The following is an 18,094-nucleotide window of genomic DNA, read 5'->3' as shown; positions in this document are numbered from 1 at the left end:
AGGCAAGGCATAGACCTTCTGGTCATGCCTTGCCTTTTGAATGACAAATTGTCGTTCTGGGTGGCGCGCAGCGTCGGCCGGTTACGGCGTTCGTAGAACGCCGTAACCTAAACGGCCTGTGCCAGCTTCTCGGCTCGCTCGGCGGCGGCGAGCGCCTCGATGACGGTGCCGAGCTGGTCGCCCAGAAGGACGCCGTTGTAGGTGGAGTTGAAACCGATGCGGTGATCGGTCACGCGGTCCTGGGGCTGGTTGTAGGTACGGATCTTCTCGGAACGGTTGCCGTGGCCGATCTGGCTCTGGCGCTCGGCACCAAGCTCGGCCTGCTGCTTCTCGAGCTCCATCTCATACAGACGGGCGCGCAGCATCTGCATGCAGACCTCGCGGTTCTGAATCTGGGAGCGCTGCTCCTGCGACTGCACCACGGTGTTGGTGGGCAGGTGGGTGATACGCACGGCGGAGTAGGTGGTGTTAACGCACTGACCGCCAGGGCCCGAAGCGCAGTAGGTGTCGATGCGCAGGTCGGACTGGTTGATCTGGACGTCGATCTCCTCGGCCTCGGGAAGTACGGCGACGGTTGCCGTAGAGGTCTGGATACGGCCCTGGGACTCGGTCTTGGGGACGCGTTGGACGCGGTGCACGCCGGACTCGAACTTCATGACGGAGTAGACGCGGTCGCCCTCGACCTTGAATTCGATGGACTTAAAGCCGCCAGCCTCGCTGGGGCTGGAGTCGAGCACGGTGGTCTTCCAGCCGCGCGACTCGCAGAAACGCTGATACATCTTGTACAGATCGCCGGCAAAGATGGCGGCCTCGTCGCCGCCGGCGGCGGAGCGGATCTCGACGATGGTGTTCTTGTCGTCGTTAGGGTCGCTCGGGATGAGCATGTACTTGATGTCTTCCTCGAGCTGGGGAAGCTTCTCCTCGTTCTCGGAGATGTCCATCTGGAGCATCTCCTTCTCGTCCGCATCGCTGGTGTCGCGGAGCATCTCCTTGGCGGCCTCGATGTCATCGAGCGCGCCGATGTACTCACGCGAGGCAGCGATGAGGTCGGACTGGTGTGCGTACTCCTTGTTGAGACGCGTGAACTCCTTGATGTCGGAGGCGACGGCCGGGTCGGAAAGCTTCTTCTCGAGCTCCTCGTAGGCCTTGATGATCTTTTCGAGCTTGTCGCGCATGGCGGGACTCCTTTATGTGCGTGAAGGCGAAAATCGGCAGAGTTAATGGGGCGCGCGGCGCCACTGCGGGGGTAAGCCCAGCTAGAACATGTCGATCTTCAGATACATGCGCATCCCTTCGCGTATGGGGTACATAGTTGCGGTCTAACCCATACATGATAGCGTGCGCAGGCATACCTGCATATAACCCGCACGGAATGTGACACAGGGTCAGTCCGCCAACGTAAGGCTCTACTTTAAGAACATGGCCATATATAACGGAAGCGTCACCTTTTTGCCGTCTCGGCCGACGTTACCGTCTATCAGCTTGTACCCAAGGTTCACGTCCTGCCGCTCGAGCATGTCGTTGAGCGATACCGTAGATCCGCGCGAGGCCTTCACCTCAATGGGCACAACGCTCGCGTCGGGCGAGTCGACGAGAAACTCTATTTCCCTATCGCCCTTCTGCGACCGCCAATAACGCAGGGCCACACCCCGCGCCGCAAGCATGCATGCGATCAGGTTTTCGTAGAGGCCGCCCTTCATGGGACCCGCGAGCTTGTTGTTCACCACCGCTTCCAGCATTTCGAAGCCGTACATGGCCATGAGCACGCCCGTATCGGCAGCATAGAGGCGAAACTTCGTCCCGTCTTCATAGGCGGCAAGAGGGAATTGGGCGGCGCTCACCGACTGGCACCGTCGCACCATACCTGCTCCCACGAGCCAATCCACGGACGAGCCAAATTTGCGCGCCGTTCCCCTGTTCTCGACCACGGAATACTGGAACTTCGTATTCTCCTTTGCGAGCTGGCGCGGCAACGATTCAAAGCACGCCCGCGCACGCACGCGCTCGGGGGCTTGCGCGTATCGAGCCACGTCGTCGAGATACGAGGCGAGCAGCCTGCTTTGCTCGTCGAAAGCAACGGCGAAGTTGCCCGTCCGCGCAAAGGCGTCCACCACCGCAGGCATACCGCCGACCGCGAGGTACTCGCGCAGCATCTGCATCATCTTCTGATTCACCGCAACGGGCACGGGTATCAACGACTCATAGTATTCCCGCAAATTGACGATATCGTCCTCCCCATACCCGCGCGCCCAAAGGTACTCCTCAAAATCGAGGGGGCCCATTTCGACCTCTCGCTCGTACCCAACGGGAATGGAGGCGAGCGCAGCCTCCTCCTTGAACCGAATGCCCAGAAGCGAGCCCGACGCAACGACATCGCACCTGCCGTCGAGAGCGAGATACTTAAGCGCAGCGCGAGCACGCGGGCACTCCTGAATCTCGTCGAGGAAAAGAAGCGTTCGTCCTGGAACAAAGCGCACGCCGGGCACGACGAGCGATATCTGCCGGTAGATCGAGTCGGCATCGATTGGGCCATCGAACACCCGCTTAAGGTCCGGGGACCCAATGAAGTCTATGGAGATGAAGCTTTCGTAGTCCTGCCGCCCGAACTCGGCGACTATGTACGACTTGCCAACCTGTCGCGCGCCCTTGATGAGAAGGCATTCGGCGCCCTTTTCCGCCCGCCACGAACGGAGGGTGTCGAGCATCTTTCGCTTCAGCACACTACGCACCATCCTTCACCTGCTGTTTGCAGCTTTTCAGGATGGATTTTACCAACTTTTGCAGCTTTTCCGGGTGTATTTGGCCTAGATTTGCAGCTTTTTCGGGTCAAGATAGCCGCTTCGTGCAGCTTTTCCGGACTTCTAGAGGGCGCGGCGCGCTTAGGACCTGCAGAATCATAATCGCGTGCAAACGGCGGGCTAACATAGCCTTTCACCGAAAAGGGCGGGCGGCCGCGCCCTGCGACCACCCGCCCTCAATCAAAGCCCTTCTCGGCCGCCGCAGCTACCGGTTCCGGCGCCGCAGGATCACACCTGTGGCGATCAGCACCACTGCGCCGCCCGCGATGCCACCCAGGGCCATCGGCGACAAGCTGGTATCGCCCATGTTCGGCAGACCCGGCTTCTCCTCCTTCGGCACCGGTGGGTTGGTGGGCGGCTCCGTCGGCGGGTTGACCGGCGGGGTGGTCGGCGGCGTGTACGTGTTCTTGAACACCGGCGCCACGTCACCGTCATAGGTTACCGTCGCCACCAGATGGCCCGCGCCGTCGTCCGTCACCATCACCGTTACCTGGTGCTCGGCCGCGTCGTACGTCACGTTCTTCTGACCGTCGTCCACCTCGGAGATGCTGTAGGTGTATGTCCCGGGCTTGTCGTACGAGATCGCCTCGAAGCCCACCGTGCCGCCTGCCGCGTTCTTGGCGGTCTGCAGCACTTTGCCATCGGCATCCTTCAGCTGGAAGGAGAACTGCCCTTCCTTTAGGTCCTTGCCGCTCAGCACCTTGGAGGCCCCCAGCTTCACCTCAGTCGCGGCCGGCGCGTAGCTGTTGCTGAATGCCACCGCATCCGCAGCCTTGCCGCCCTTGCTGTAGGCAACCTGCGTCTCCAGCGCGTGCGTCTCCGCATTCTCCGTCACCGTCACCGTCGCGGTAAAGACCGTCGTGTCGTAGGTGACGCCGTTCGCCGTCGCCCCTGCCCGCTCGGACACGGTGTAGACGTACGTCCCCACCTTGTCCAGCTGCAGCGGCGCGAAGCCGAACGTGCCGTCGGCGCCGTTCTGCACCGTCTGCACCACGTTACCGTCGGCGTCCTTCAGGTCGAAGGAGAACTCACCCTCGGCCAGGTCGCGGCCGGTCAGGGCCTTCGTTCCGGTAATCGTCGCCGTCGTTGCCGTCGGCGTGTAGGTGTTGGTGAAGGTCAGATCCGCGGCCGTCTTGTTCGCCGTCGCGGTCAGCTGGCCGCTGCCGTCGTCGGTCGCACTCACCGTCACATCCAACACCGCATCGCTGTAAGTGATGGTGCCATCTTGGCCCGCAACCTCCTTCACCTGGTACGCATGCGAACCAGTCGCGGTGTACGAGATGGCCTTGAAGGTAAACGCGTTACCCACGTTCGTGGTCCGGTCGATCTCCTGCCCGGTGGCCACGTCAATCAGCGCGAACGTGAACTCGCCATCGGCGGGCGTCCGCATGGTGGCCGAATCGGTATTCTCAAGCACCTTGGTGCCGGAGATCTGGTAGGAGGTCGCGCCCGGCTGGTAGCTGTTCGCAAACGTCATGGTGTTGGGGGTGACGCCGTTCTCGGTGCCCTCGCTCGGCTTCACCGTGGAGTTCTCTACCACCAGCTTGCCGTCGTTGTTGTCCTTCACCACGTAGGTCAGGGTGTACGTCTTGCCGGTGTAGGTCACGCCCGGCACGCCCGGCGCGTCCCCCGTCGGCTGCACCTCGCGGACCGTGTAGGTAAAGGTGCCCGCATGGTCGAAGGTCAGCTTGTCGAAGGCAACCTTGCCGTGCGCATCGTTCTTCTGGGTCTGGATCACCGAGCCGTCAGACCCCACCAGCTCGAAGGCGAAGTCTCCCGCCTTTAGCTGATAGCTGCCGTCGTGCACGTCAACGCTCTTGGTGAGGGCAATCGCGCCGGAGTCCGTCGCCTGTGCCTCATAGGTGTTGGTGAAGCTGGGCTTCGTGACATTCGTGCCGTCGTAGGCGACGCTCGCCTGCAGCGTGCCGGCATTGTCCGCAACCGTCACCACGGCATGGTGCACCGCGGCGTCGTAGGTCACGTAGGCCAGATCACCCTTCCGCTCCACGATGGTGTACTCGTGCGTGCCCGGCTTCGCGTAGGAGAAGGCGTCGAAGTTAACACTTCCGTCCGCGCCGTTGGTCGCGGTCCGGACGGGCTTGGCCCCGGCAAGCTGCTCAGCCGTCAGGTTGCCCTCGTACACATCGAAGGTGAACTCGCCGCCCTTGAGTACGATCGGCGTGTTGTCGTCCTTCTTCACGTACCTCTTCTGCGCACCGAGAGCCAGACCGGTCGCGGCCGGCTGGTAGTTGTTGGTGAAGGTCTCCGGGCCTGATGTGCTCGTAACGATCGCCTTCGCGTTCAGCGTGCCCGTCCCGTCGTCCTTAACCGTTACTTTGTAGGTGAGCGCATGGGTATCGTAGACCATGCCCGGCTCCGTGCCCGACTGTTCCACGATGGTGTAGGTGAAGTCCTTGCTCGCGGCGCCGTCCAAGTCGGAGAGCTGGAACTCGCGCGTGAAGCTGACCTTGCCGTTTGCATCGTTCTTCGCGGTGTCGAGCACGTTGCCGGCAGCGTCCTTCAGGTCGAAGGTGAACTCGCCGTCCGCGGGCTTCGTCGTGTGGTCGAAGCCGTCCGCAACCTTGATGGTCTTGGTCGCCGTCAGGATTACGGAACCCTTTGCGTCGTAGGTGTTGTTGAAGGTGGGAGCCGTAGCGGCACCGTCATAGGTGACGGTCACCTTCGTCTTGTTGTTGTCGCCCTGGTTCTGCTCTACCTTGACGTGGACCTTGACTTCCTTGGCGTCGTAGGCCACGCCGTCGACGGTCTGGCCGGCTTTCTCCTCCTTGAGCGTGTAGTCGTACTCGCCCAGGTTCAGGTTCTTGACGGCCAGCTCGACCTTGCCGCCCCGGTCGTTGGTGCCCTTGGCGACCTCGTTGCCGGCCTGGTCGTACAGGCCGAAGGTGAACGCGTCGGCCGTCAGGTCCTTGCCCGTGAGGATCTTCGTCGCCTCGACGGTAACGTCCGTCGTCGGCTTCGAGTTGGTGAAGGTCGGAACGTCGGCCTCGCCGTCGTAGGTGGCGGTCGCCTTTAGCTCGCCCTTCTCATCGGAGACCTTGATGTGGACCTTCACGTCCTTCGTGTCGTACACGACGGTCGGGTCGTTGCCGGCAACCTCCTTGATGGTGTAGTCGTGATCGCCCGGCGTGTCGTAGCTGATTGCCTGGAAGGCGACCTTGCCGTCCTTGTCATTCTGGACGGTCTGGATCACGTTGCCATCCTTGTCGAGCAGCTGGAACGTGAAGTCGCCCCCTGCGAGCTCGCCACCCGTGAAGCGCTTCGTCGCCTTGAGCGTTACCGAGGTCTCCTTCGGGTGGTACGTGTTCGTGAAGGTCTTGTCTCCACTCGTTACCTGCGGTGTGGCCGTCAGCGAGCCGGTGCCATCGTCCGCGACCGTCACCTTGTAGATGAGCGCATGGGTGTCGTAGACCATGCCCGGCTCCGTGCCCGGCTTCTCCGCGATGGTGTAGGTGAAGTCCTTGCTCGCAGCGCCGCCCAGGTTGGAGAGCGTGAACTTGCGCGTGAACTTCACCGTGCCATCGGCCTTGTTCGTCGTGGTGCCGAGCACCTTGCCGTCGGCGTCCTTCAGCTCGAACGTGTATTCGCCGCCCTTCAGCTTGGTGTCGTGCGTGAAGCTCGGCGCGACCGCAACGATCTTGGTCGCCGTCAGCTCCACGGATCCCTTTGCGGTGTAGGTGTTCGTGAAGGTGGGGGCATTGGCCTTGTCACCATCGTAGGTAACAGCGGCGTCCAGCTTGCCGGCATTGTCCATGACCTTCACCACGGCATGGTGCACCGTAGCGTCGTAGGTCACGTGGGACAGGTCGCCCTCCTGTTCCGCGACGGTGTATTTGTACTCGCCGGCCTTGGTGTAGTCGATGGCCGGGAAGGTGACGGTGCCGTCCTCGCTGTTCTTGGCGCTCCGGATGGGTTGCTTGCCCTTCAGCTGCTCAGCCGTCAGGTCGCCCTCGTACAGGTCGAAGGTGAACTCGCCGCCCTTGAGCGTGGCCGGCGTGTTGTCGGGCTTCACATAGGCCTTCTTCGCCGTGAGCGCCACCGAGGTCTCGGCGGGCTGGTACTTGTTAGTGAAGGTCGGGGCATCGTTCTTGCCGTCATAGGTGACGGTCGCCTTCGCCTTGTCGCCCTCCGCCTTCACCGAGACGTGAACCTTCACCGCCTTGGTGTCGTAGGTGATAGTCGGATCGGCACCGACGTTCTCCTCCTTGAGTTTGTAGTCGTACTCGCCGATGGTCAGACCGGTGAGGGCAAGATTGATCTTGCCCTCCTTGTCGTTCTGGACGATCTTGACGGGATTACCCGTGGACGTGTCGCCTTGGTACAGGCCGAAGGCGAACGCGCCGTCCGTCAGCGCCTTGCCCGCGAGAACTTTCGTGGCCTCGACGGTAACGTCCGTCGTCGGCTTCACGTTGGTGAAGGTCGGCACGGCCTTATCGCCGCCGTAGGTGACGGTCGCGTCCAGCGTGCCGTTCTTGTTATCGGTAACGCTGACCTTGACCTTCACTTTCTGACCGTCGTAGACGATGGTCTGGTCGTTACCGGTAACTTCCTTGATGGTGTACTCGTAGTCACCTGCCTCGGTGTAGTTGATGGGCTGGAAGGTAATGTTGCCCTTCTCGTCGTTCGTGACGGTCTCAATGGGCGTGCCTTCCGCCTTGTCACCCTTGTACAGAGCGAACGAGAAGTCGTTCCCCGCGAGCGCACCGCCCCTAAAGCGTTTCTTCGCCGCCAAGGTCACGGAACCCTTCGCAGCATAGCTGTTGATAAAGGTGGCGAGGTTCACCTTGCCGTCCTTGACCTCAGCCTTGATGGGCTTGGCCTCAGCGTCACCATCCTTCTTCACCGTCACGCCCGTGACGGTCAGCTTGGCGTCCTTATCCTCGACCCTTACCGTGACGGTATAGGTCGAGGCGTCCATCGTCCAGCCGGCGTTCTGCACGCCGTCCGCTGCGGGATCATCATCAGCGTTGTGCACCTCGGTGAGCGTGAACGTGTACTCGCCCGCCTTGTTGAACGTCATATTCGAGAAGTCGACCGTCTGGCCCTTGTCCTTGATAATCTTGTCCTTCGTGGCCTTGGACTCCGCGTGCGCGTCGCCCGCCAGGTCGTCCGACACACCCAAGTCGCCGGCGGCGATCTGCTTCTGCGTCTCTTCCGTGGCGGTCAGCGTGAACGAAAACGCCTTCTCCGTGCTCTCAACACCGGAGATCTTCTTCGTCACCTGCGGGGTCAGCTCGTCGCTGGCGTCTGACTTGTAACTGTTCTTGAACGGGACGGTAGGCGTAGCGGGCTTTGCATTGCGACTCGAGACCGTCTTCACGTAGTTGGTCGTGGTATCGAGGCCCTTAATCGCCTCGGCCGTCAGCGCATCAACGTTGTCGTTCTCGCCAACGAGCGCCGTCACGTCCGGGCCCTTCACGATGGTCGTCTCGGTGTAGAGCTGGCCTTTGTTGTCCGGATTCGGCTTCACCGCAATGAGCACGTAGGCGTCACCGGGGTACTCGGTGTCATACGTGTATCCACCAGCGTTGGCGCCATGCACCTCAGACACCTTGTACACATACACCTTGTTGTAGCTCAGCTGCGTGAAGTTCATCTTCAGCTTGCCGGACATCGTGGCGGTCTGCGTATCGTTACCGTCATCCTTGCCCACGGTGTTCTTGAACGACTTATCGGTATCAGCCGGCTCCGGGGCCGTCGTACCGTTATACGTCATCGCCTCGATGGTGAACGGGAACATGCCATTCTTCAGCGGGGTACCAACCAGAGTCTTGGTCACATCGATGCCCGCATAGGTACCGGAGGCCGTATAGGTGTTGGTAAACGCGGCAGCGCCCGTCACCTGTCGGTCGACATCCGTCGTCGCCTGCTTGTTGTCGTACGCAACCGACGCGGTCAGCTTGCCGGCGTGCTTGCCGTTCTCGACATCGGTCACTGTGTACGTCACCGTGGACGTATGGCCGTCATAGCTAATGCCGGTCTTGTCCACGTTCTCCGACGCCTTCTCGTTCACCTTGAATTTGTACGTGCCAGGCTTGGTAAACACCAGGTCGCCCACACCAAAGGTTGCGGTACGGGTCACAGAAGAACCATCGCCGGAGATCGAAATCTTAGTAGCAATATCCCCAACGTCCTCGCCCGTGCCCGTCTTTTGGGTAACGACCTTGTTTTTAACCGCATCCCTCGTCGCATCATCCGCCGGCGTCAGGGTAAAGTCGAACGCATCGCTCGTCTCCCACGCGCGCCCGGTGAACGTCTTTTGCACGTTAACCGGCGCCGACGTCGCCTGGGTCACCGTGTAGGTGTTCTTGAACGGGATGTATCCGTTGGCGTCCGTCAGCTGCGTGCCGTCGGCCTTCCAATACGTGACCGTGGAGGACAGGCACTTACCCGTCCCAGACTCGTTATCAACCTGCTGGTTCTTCACCAGCACGTAGTACACCGTATCGTCGTAGCCCATGCCACTGGACGTCGATGTATCGGAATCCTTGACCTCGGTCACCTTGTACACGTAGGTGAGGTTCTCGCTGCCCATCGTATAGATGATCTGCGGGAACGCAGCGATACCGTCGTCATCGTTCTTCGCCGTGGTCGTGGTGGACGTGCACCCCTTAGGCATGGGGACCTTGCTGGCACCGACGCTGTAGGAGGTGGCGAGCTTGCCGAAATCGATGGCTCCACTCGGCACGGCATCATTCTTCATCCCGCCGAGTGCCTCGAGCTGGAACGTGAACTTATCCTTCACAAGCGGATTTGCACCGGACTGGTCGGCATACGTCTTCTGCACGTTGAAGGAGATAGTCTTCTCATCGGTGTTATAGGTGTTCGTGATCTTAGCGATTTTGTCCGCGACCTCGATCGGGTTGTCCTTTTGGCTCATACCGTCGTCGGTGTAGGTCTGCTCCATCTTGACTGCCGGCTGCGACAGCGTGCCGTCGCCGCTATCCCTCACCGTCACCGTGACACGGTAGGTAGCGCTCGAATACCCGAACCCGGGCAACCAGTCAGCGTCGTTTTGAGACGGCGTGGCCTCGGCAATGAGATAGGTGTAGGTGCCGGGCTTGGCGTACTCAATATTGCCGAAGTCGAACTTGTCCCCGTTCTTGACGGTCTTCACAACCTGCTTCATACCACTCACGGGCGCATCCTTGGCACCGGCGGGCATCGGCGTGCCCTTGTCCGCGCGCAGGTAAATCTTGAAGCTATCGCCATCCTTCCAGTCACGGCCCCGGAGCACCTTCTGCGCCCAGAACGCATTGGTGAGCGTCACCGGCGGCTTTACGCTGTAGGTGTTCGTGAATGCCAGCTTGTTGGCATCGGCCACCGCGCCGTCGGCGTTCTTCTTCGCGATCGTGCCGGAGATGCTGTCGCCCTCACCGCTCAGGGCGTTACCGCCCTTCTCGCGACCGGTCAGCGTGAAGCCACCCGGCATCTTGCCCGCGTCGGTCAGCTCATGCACCTCGTACTTGTCACCCACGGCGAGACCGTACACGCGGATCGTCTGGCCGGCCGTGATGGTCTGCTCGCGGCCGTTCTCGAGGTCGAACATTTTGCCGACCTGCTTCTCGCTTGCGGTCCCCGCGTTCTCAAACACCGCGGCCTTGTAGGTCTTCCCCTCGGGCACGGTGAACTTGAAGGTGAACCCCGCGTCCTTATTGCCCGTCAGGCCATCGGGCACGTCAACCTTCTTCGTCACCTCGAGGCTCGCCTCGCGTTCGTTCGCCACGCGCACGCAGGTGGCGCCCGTGAACAGCGCGTTCAGGTTCATGTCGCCCAGGTCGGCGCGGGCGCCCTTCGCATTAGTGACACCAGGTTCATCCTGCGTGATGCCCATACGTATCCAGCCCGTCTCGGTCTCCAGGCGGTAGGGTTCGCCCGCCTTGGTGGGCCCATACTGGTAGATACGTCCGTTGGCGCCGTACTTGAGGTGTACCGTGTCGCCGGCACCGGCGGAATCGACATCGCTCCACGAAAGATTACCGCCATCGGTCACGCCATCCGATGTCTGCCGCATACCCTTGATCCACGTGAGTGTGTTGTCGATGTCGCCCTCTGCGCCAAACTGGCCCAGACTCTTCATGAGCGCGCCCGGGCCCACGAACGTCGAGACGCCGTCATCGTCCGTACCAGCATCGGCATGGACGCCGTAATCGTCCACAATCACCTTGGTGAGCGTGTCGTTAAGCAGGAAGCCCTCGGGCGCCGAGACCTCCTTTAGGAAGTAGGTTCCCTTCACGAGCGGACTCTTATCATCGCTCGTATTCGGGAATATGCCCGCACCTTCGAGCGGAACCGGGCTATCGACCGACCTCGTCTTCAGGGTGTCATAGGGGGTCTGCTCACCCTTGAGCACGACCTTGCCACTCTCGTCCGTCGTCACCTGATCGGCCTTGTACAAGCCGAACGTCGCCCCGTCAACGGGCTTGCCCTCGGTATCGGTCTTCTGCACGAACAGGCGATTCTGGATGTTCGTGACGAGCAGGCTCGTGGCGAACTGCCGCTTAAAGTTCACCTGGTCACCGGGGAGGTCATCACTGAACACATGGACCGTGTTGTCCGTATTCGCGTCGGCGATAGAGCTCGCCGTTGTGTGGTAGATGGCCACCGTGTACTCGGCATCCTTGCGGGCATCACCGCTCAGCAGGTAGTAGTACTTGGAGATGTCGCCGGGCATGTATGGAATCTCCACCTGATATTGGCCGCTTGTGTTAAGCGTGAAGACATGCGGTTCCGCCTTCGCCGCCTCGATGGCGCCGGCCTTGCCCTGGTCTTTGGCGAGGGTATACCCCTTCGTCGGGTCGCCCGACACGGCGTGCCAGGCGTTCTTGCTTTTATCGCGCTTGAAAACTACTGCGAACAGGGTGCCGCGCTTCATGTCAACAGTATTGCCTGGCTCCATCGAGTCATCGTCCGCCTGGTACACGGTCGACGGCGCGGTGATGGTCTCCTTCGCGCCGGCGAACGCACCCGTCTGCCACACGGCGCTGTCCGCGTCCATACCGCCGCGGTTGATGATGACGCCGCCCGCGCCGTTCTCAGCGCTCGCGGGCACGTACTCGAGCTGTATGCTACCACCCGTCGCCGCGAGACTCGAGCGGTATCCCTTGGGTACGCGCGTCTCCTTCAGGAGGTAGTACTTGTTGTCGTGACCCTTGTTGTAGAGATCGTCGAAGTTGATGACGCCGTTGTCATCGTCGTTCGTGAGCGTTAGGCGGCCGGTCTCGTCCGTAGTGCCGGAGCCGAGGAGCGTGCCCTCGGTCTGGAAGTCCTTGTCGGTCTTATAAAGCTTGAACTCGGCACCCTGTACGAACTTGCCGTCCTGGTCGAACTTGATGATGTCGGACTCGGGCACCGTCACGAGGTTGAACTTGAGCTTCATATTGGAGTCGGTGGCGCCGCGCTCCAGGTAGAAGAACTTGAGGGTGTGGTTGGTGCCGTCGGCGAAGGTATTGCTGTTCCAATTCTCGGCAGAGCCGCCCTTGCCTGCCGCCTGGAACTTGCTCCGCAGCGTGCCGTTTGCGGAACCGTTAACGGTGATTTCGCCCGTTTGGAAGTTAATGGTCAGCTCAGCACGGGTGTGGATGCCGCCAATGTCGCCCACGAGGACATCGTCGATGAACACCCAGACGTCATCATCGCCGGCGAACTCAAAGGTCATGGCATCTTTACCGTTCGCCAGGCCGCCGTTGGGCTGCACGAATCGCGTGGACATTGAGAGGCCGAAATAATGGTTGAGGGGATTGCCATCGTTATATTGCGAGTCGCCGACGTTCTGCGACGTAATGCCGTTCGGGACGAGCCCGCTGCTCCCCTCCTTGAATACCTCATTGGCCGCATCGAAGGGGAAGAACTGGCCTACTGTATGAGGCTCAGCCCCCGCCTGCTTAACGCCGGGGGCATCGTATACATCAAATGCATTCTTATTGGCGTTGTACGCCGCGTAGTTCTGCGAGCTGTCATACTCGTAGTAGCCACCCTTGGCCTGCAACAGACCCGTCACACCCATATGGGATATCTTGCCCGTCTGGACGGAGGAATCAAACAGGTAGCCGAGGGATTCTCCCTCCCAGCGGTCGGTGAGTTTCGGGTAACCACCGGCAAGAACATTGTTCACGATGCCGGTGCGGACCCGGGAGCCACCCGTATACTGGTTAAGTTCCTCTCTGGCTCTTTGATCCTTGAACTGGAAGCGGTGGTTCTTGTTGATGCCGCCGTTGCCGGAAACCGACAGATGGTTATCGGGATTCACCCAGTAATCAAACAGGTTGATTGTTGTCCCCGAAGGCGAAATCGTCGGAACCGTGTGGTCCGAAATTGCCGCCTCGGCACGAAGCGGCAGGAAGAAACTCGCCGTCAGCGCGATGGCGAGGGCCAGAACAATCGCATATGGTGAGACCGGACGCAGCCCACGACGACGGCCATAAGACACGACGGACCACCGCTCGCGCGGCCGGTGTTCACCAGGAAGTTCCCTGCTTAGACACCCCCCCGGTAGCAATATTCACGAGTCGAGACGTCGTCTCTCTGAGCTCCTGCATAATTTCCTCCCCAGTCACACGGCGACCCGCCCGGGCGCTCCCCAGGGGCCGAGGCAGTCTGGCACATGCCCGCAGTCGTTCAAGGAATACCAACCCCAGCATATGTCTCTCAAGATATTTTAGCCTTTTTATATAACAGTTTTCGTCTCATTACCGATGAAATCGGCTCAGTCCCTTTGTCACATTCTAGAGCGTGTGAAGCAGGGCGATGAGGAAGCGGATGCCTTGGAGGTAGGCGCGACGGGTGATGCGCTCGTTGGTGCCGTGGACACCGCGGTCACATTCGTCATCGTCGACCACAAAGGCGGAGAAGCGGATGCACTCGCGGCAAATGCGCTGGTAGTTGGCGGCATCGGTTGCGCCAATCACGGTCGAGGGCACGATGCTTATCGGCTCTTGGCCCACCGCAGACGATCCGTTTTCCTCCGTCCCCTTGGGATCACGGAAATAGCGGGCGGCGATGGCGCGGACTGCCTCGAGCCCCGGACCGCCCACGCGCGGGGACGGCGAGGGCTCGGAGCTGCCGGGGCCCAGCTCGGCCTCCACTCGGCCATCGAGCTCAGCGGTGGCAACGGCCTCGCGGCAGCAGGCCAGGACATCGGCCACGCTCGTGCCCTCGAGCATGCGGAAGTTGATATTAGCCCACATATCCTGCGGCATTACGTTGGCACCGGCACTGCCGCCTTCGATTTGCGTGGGCGCGCAGGTGGTGGTTACAAGCGGGTACAGCTTTTTGCTGGCGAGGCAGTCGCGCACGATGGCATCCTTGCTGGCAGCAATCTCGTCTGCGGTATAAAGCCCCAGCCCGACGAGCTGCGCGGCAAGCAGGTCGGTCACACGCGCCGGCCACTCGATATCGCAAATCGCGGCAATAGCGCGGCTGAGCACTTCGAGCGACGTGCCGCCGTAAGGGTTGGAAGAATGCCCGCCTTCGCTCTTCGTCCTGAGCACGATATCGGCATAGCCCTTCTCGGCAAGATCGGCATGCATAAGCCAACCCTCACCTGCGCCATACTCGGCAGCCGAAACGATACGATAGTCACCCTCGTCGATCAGGTACTCAAGCTCAACGCCACGCTCCTCGAGCGCGCGACCAATGGCACCCGCGCCGTACTGCGTGGTCTCCTCATCCTGGCCAAAGGCCAGCAGCAGGGTTCGTTCGTGTTGCCAGCCGTGCGCCAGCGCATACTCAACCGCCTCCAGGATGCCCGCAACCTGGTCTTTCATATCGATGGCGCCGCGACCCCAAATATAGGTGTCGTCCACGTGCCCGCTAAAGGGATCGTACGTCCAGTCTGTCTGGGTGCCCGGCACCACGGGGACCACGTCCATGTGACCCATGAGCATGACCGGCTTGAGGGCGGGGTCGGCGCCGGCAAGCGTCACGAGCAGCGAATGGTCGATGAGCTCGACCTCGCCCGCCGCAAACACGCGCGGCCAGGCCTGCTGCATATAGGCGCGCAGGTCGGCAAACGCCTGCCAGTCCACCGTCTGGGCATCCATGCTCGAAATCGTCGGAAACGACAGCACGCGGCCCAGGCGCTCGCACGCGCCGACCTCGTCGATGTCGGCAAAATCATCCTCGTGCGCAAAGAAGCGCCAAACCTCGGCCATGCCTTCCTCCAAAAACAGCGTGGCAAAGAGGCGGTCCCTTTGCCACGCTCCCTTGCATTATTTGTCGTTGAGATAACGCGAGAGGAACTCGCGGGTGCGCTGGTGCCTAGGATTGCCAAAGAGCTCAGCCGGCGCGGCGTCCTCGAGCACCACGCCCTGGTCCATAAAGACCACACGGTCGGACACGGTGCGCGCGAAGGCCATCTCGTGGGTAACGACGACCATGGTCATGCCGTCGGCGGCGAGTTTGCGCATAACGTCGAGCACCTCGCCCACGATCTCGGGATCGAGCGCGGAGGTAGGCTCGTCAAACAGCATGATCTGCGGGTTCATGCACAGGGCACGGGCGATGGCAACGCGCTGCTTTTGGCCACCGGACAGGCGACCAACCGCGGCATGGGCGAATTTTTCGAGTCCCACGCTCGCCAGATGCTCCATCGCGACCTGTTCGGCCTGATCTTTGCTCATCTTTTTGAGCGTGACGGGCGCGAGCGTGCAGTTGTCGAGCACATCCATGTTGTTGAACAGGTTGAAGCCCTGGAACACCATGCCGATGTCCTCGCGGAGTTTATTGATGTTGCAGCGCTCGGCCGTGAGGTCCTGGCCGTGGAACCAGATATGGCCCGCGTCCGGGGTCTCGAGCAGGTTGAGGCAGCGCAAGAAGGTCGACTTGCCCGAGCCCGAGGCGCCGATGATGGTGACGACCTCGCCGGGATTGACAGCGAGGTCGATGCCCTTGAGTACCTCGAGCGAGCCGAAGCTCTTGCGCAGGCCCTCGACGCGGATGAGCGGCTCTTGGTTTTGCGCGGCGGCCGCAGCGCCGGTAGTGGCGGTATCTGCCATGATGATTCTCCTCGTCTTGAGCCTAGTTGGAGCTGGGCAGCGTGGCCGGGGCCTCGGCGCCGAGCTTTTTGCCAAAGGCCTCGAGCAGGCGGCTCGCCACAAGCGTCAGGATCAGGTAGACCACGAGTGCCACGCAGTAGACCTCCATCTGGCGGTAGTACACGCCGGCGACGGTGGTGGTGGCGTACATGAGGTCGAACACGCCGATGACCGAAAGCACCGACGAATCCTTGATATTGATGATGAGCTCGTTGGTGAGTGCGGGGATCGCGTTTTTAATGCCCTGGGGGAACACGACCTTGCGCATGGCCTGCCACTGCGACAGACCCAACGAACGCGCCGCCTCGGCCTGGCCGGCGTCGATGGACTCGATGCCGCCGCGCAGGACCTCCATCATGTAGGCGGTGGAGTTAAGCGAGATGGTGACGAGGCCGGCGGTAAAGGTGCTCCAGATCTGGTTGGCCTGGGCGGTCTCGAAGCCCATGCCGCGCAGAACGGTAAAGCCCGCGTAATAGATAAGCAGGCCCTGGACCATCATGGGCGTGCCGCGCACAATGGTGGAGTAGACGGTCGCGAAGCCGCGGCCGATACTCTTAAAGAAACGCACCAAGTCGTTGTCCACGCGGTCGAACGTCTGGATACGCAGGAACACCAGCAACAGCGCCAGGAAGAAGGCGATGATGGTGCCAAAGAACGCGAGCGCGATGGTGATCTGGATGCCGCGGATAAAGAAGTCGCCACTCTTGTAGGTCATGTAGACCAGGCTCGACAGAAAGTCGCTGGGATTGGAGTCCGAGACGATGCTCACCCGCACCAGATCGATAAACGACATAACGCAGCGGTCGATAAAGAAGATCGCCGCGATGGCAACCACGACGTAGCTGCCCATACGCGCGCCGCGGCGGAAGCGATCAGACGCGAACGGCGACTTTTCGCGATAGTCGTTCCAATGCATGAGCTTGGTGACGAGTGCCGCCGCCGACACGACGATCCAAGCCCACAGAATCGCCCAGAGGCAATCCTGGAACACGCCCGTAGGCGCCAAAAAGCTCAGCGGTGTGGGGTTGCGCTGGCTCGCGGCCAGGCCGAGTGCCGCGATAACGCTCGTGCCCAGGTAGACATAACGGTGGTCGGCCTTGATAAAGGAGGCCAGGCGATTGATGGTCTTCATGCTGCCTCCCTATGCCGGCTGACGGTCGAGGCACGCGTCCCACATCTGGTCGCGTTCCTCCTGGCTGATGCCCTTGAGGGCCTTGTCGATAAGCTTGAGGAGCTTCTTTGAGCCCTTGCGGCAGCCGACGTTTGCCGTGACCTCCTGCTTAAAGCCCTCGCCTTCGGCAAATTGAATGGGGACGATACCGGGATTTTGGGCCATATAGCCCTTCTCGTTCTCGGTGTTGTACGTCACGGCGTCGCAGGTGCCCTGCAGCAGGTTCGAGAACACCGTAGGCACCGAATCGACCGGGTTTTTGTGCACGACGCCCGGGATCTCGTCGATGACGGTATCGAGCATGGTGTCTTTTTGGCCGAGGACCGTGGCGCCGCTAAAATCGCTGAGCTTGGTGGCGTTTTGGTAGGGCGAGCCCTCTTTTACGAACAGGCCAAAGTAGCCGATGAAGTAGGGATCGGAAAAGCCGACCGACTCCTCGCGCTCGGGCGTGGCGCTCATTCCGGCGATGATGAGGTCGATCTGGCCGTTGTTGAGCGAATCGATAAGACCCGAGAAGCTCTGCTTAACGGCGACGGGCTCGCCGCCGAGGGCCTTGCAGACGATCTTGGCGATCTGCACGTCGTAGCCGTCGGCATAGGCGCCCTGCACGTTATCGATGGGGATGGTGAACTCGCTGGCCTCGGAAACCTGCCAGTTGTACGGGGCGTAGGCAGCCTCCATGCCAATGCGGATCTTGTCCTTGCCGATCACGGAATCGGACAGGTCGTCGCGACCGCCGCCCGTCGTAGGCTGAACAACTTCCAGCGTGGACGGACGCTGGCAGCCGGCAAGCGCGCCGGCGACGACGGTAGCGCTCGCAGCGAGAGCGCTACCCAGAAAGATGCGACGGCTGCACACCGGTTGGCGCTGCGCATCGCGCTGTTGGGGAGAATGCATAATCTGCCTTCCCTGTTGAATCGTATGCTAACGACATAACAGGATATACGCCAGCGACCAGCAGCGCAGCACAAGCTCGAAAAATTAATAGACACGCGGTAGTCATTGGGAACGTCGATGTTTTGGCAATGCCAGCGAGCGCCGCCCAGAGCGAACAAGTTGGCATGAAAAAGGCA

Annotated in this window: 7 protein-coding genes; all 7 read right to left on the bottom strand. The window is 61.1% G+C overall.

What is annotated here, in order from left to right; translation table 11 throughout:
* Positions 1–107: 107 nt before the first annotated feature.
* The 7 genes from prfA to I2D41_RS09785 all read right to left on the bottom strand — a co-directional run bounded on the left by prfA (position 108) and on the right by I2D41_RS09785 (position 17,918).
* A complete protein-coding gene (gene prfA, locus I2D41_RS09815) occupies positions 108–1,175 on the bottom strand; it encodes a peptide chain release factor 1 (protein WP_138375237.1) in 1,068 nt (355 codons plus the stop codon).
* 231 nt (positions 1,176–1,406) lie between these two features.
* Positions 1,407–2,720 (bottom strand): ATP-binding protein, encoded by a 1,314-nt coding sequence (locus tag I2D41_RS09810; protein ID WP_195364367.1) that lies wholly within the window; start codon positions 2,718–2,720, stop codon positions 1,407–1,409.
* 283 nt (positions 2,721–3,003) lie between these two features.
* Positions 3,004–13,245 carry a Spy0128 family protein gene (locus tag I2D41_RS09805; protein WP_195364366.1) on the bottom strand — a complete coding sequence of 3,414 codons (10,242 nt, stop codon included), beginning with the start codon at positions 13,243–13,245 and terminating at the stop codon, positions 3,004–3,006.
* Between the two features lie 295 nt (positions 13,246–13,540).
* Entirely contained in the window at positions 13,541–14,968 is a 1,428-nt protein-coding gene (locus I2D41_RS09800) for a M20/M25/M40 family metallo-hydrolase (protein ID WP_195364365.1), read from the bottom strand.
* 57 nt (positions 14,969–15,025) lie between these two features.
* Positions 15,026–15,811 carry an amino acid ABC transporter ATP-binding protein gene (locus I2D41_RS09795; RefSeq protein WP_195364364.1) on the bottom strand — a complete coding sequence of 262 codons (786 nt, stop codon included), beginning with the start codon at positions 15,809–15,811 and terminating at the stop codon, positions 15,026–15,028.
* Positions 15,812–15,833: 22 nt separating this feature from the next.
* Complete coding sequence (locus tag I2D41_RS09790; protein ID WP_195364363.1) at positions 15,834–16,982, bottom strand: amino acid ABC transporter permease; 1,149 nt, start codon at positions 16,980–16,982, stop codon at positions 15,834–15,836.
* 9 nt (positions 16,983–16,991) lie between these two features.
* Positions 16,992–17,918 (bottom strand): transporter substrate-binding domain-containing protein, encoded by a 927-nt coding sequence (locus tag I2D41_RS09785; protein WP_195364362.1) that lies wholly within the window; start codon positions 17,916–17,918, stop codon positions 16,992–16,994.
* Positions 17,919–18,094: the final 176 nt, after the last annotated feature.

The organism is Collinsella aerofaciens, assembly GCF_015552075.1.
Classification (GTDB): domain Bacteria; phylum Actinomycetota; class Coriobacteriia; order Coriobacteriales; family Coriobacteriaceae; genus Collinsella; species Collinsella aerofaciens_Y.
This window is presented reverse-complemented; position numbering and strand designations above follow the sequence as displayed.

Coding starts and splice junctions, on each gene's coding strand:
- prfA (WP_138375237.1), bottom strand. CDS start 1,175: ATGCGCGACAAGCTCGAAAAGATCATCAAGGCCTACGAGGAGCTCGAG.
- I2D41_RS09800 (WP_195364365.1), bottom strand. CDS start 14,968: ATGGCCGAGGTTTGGCGCTTCTTTGCGCACGAGGATGATTTTGCCGAC.
- I2D41_RS09795 (WP_195364364.1), bottom strand. CDS start 15,811: ATGGCAGATACCGCCACTACCGGCGCTGCGGCCGCCGCGCAAAACCAA.
- I2D41_RS09790 (WP_195364363.1), bottom strand. CDS start 16,982: ATGAAGACCATCAATCGCCTGGCCTCCTTTATCAAGGCCGACCACCGT.
- I2D41_RS09785 (WP_195364362.1), bottom strand. CDS start 17,918: ATGCATTCTCCCCAACAGCGCGATGCGCAGCGCCAACCGGTGTGCAGC.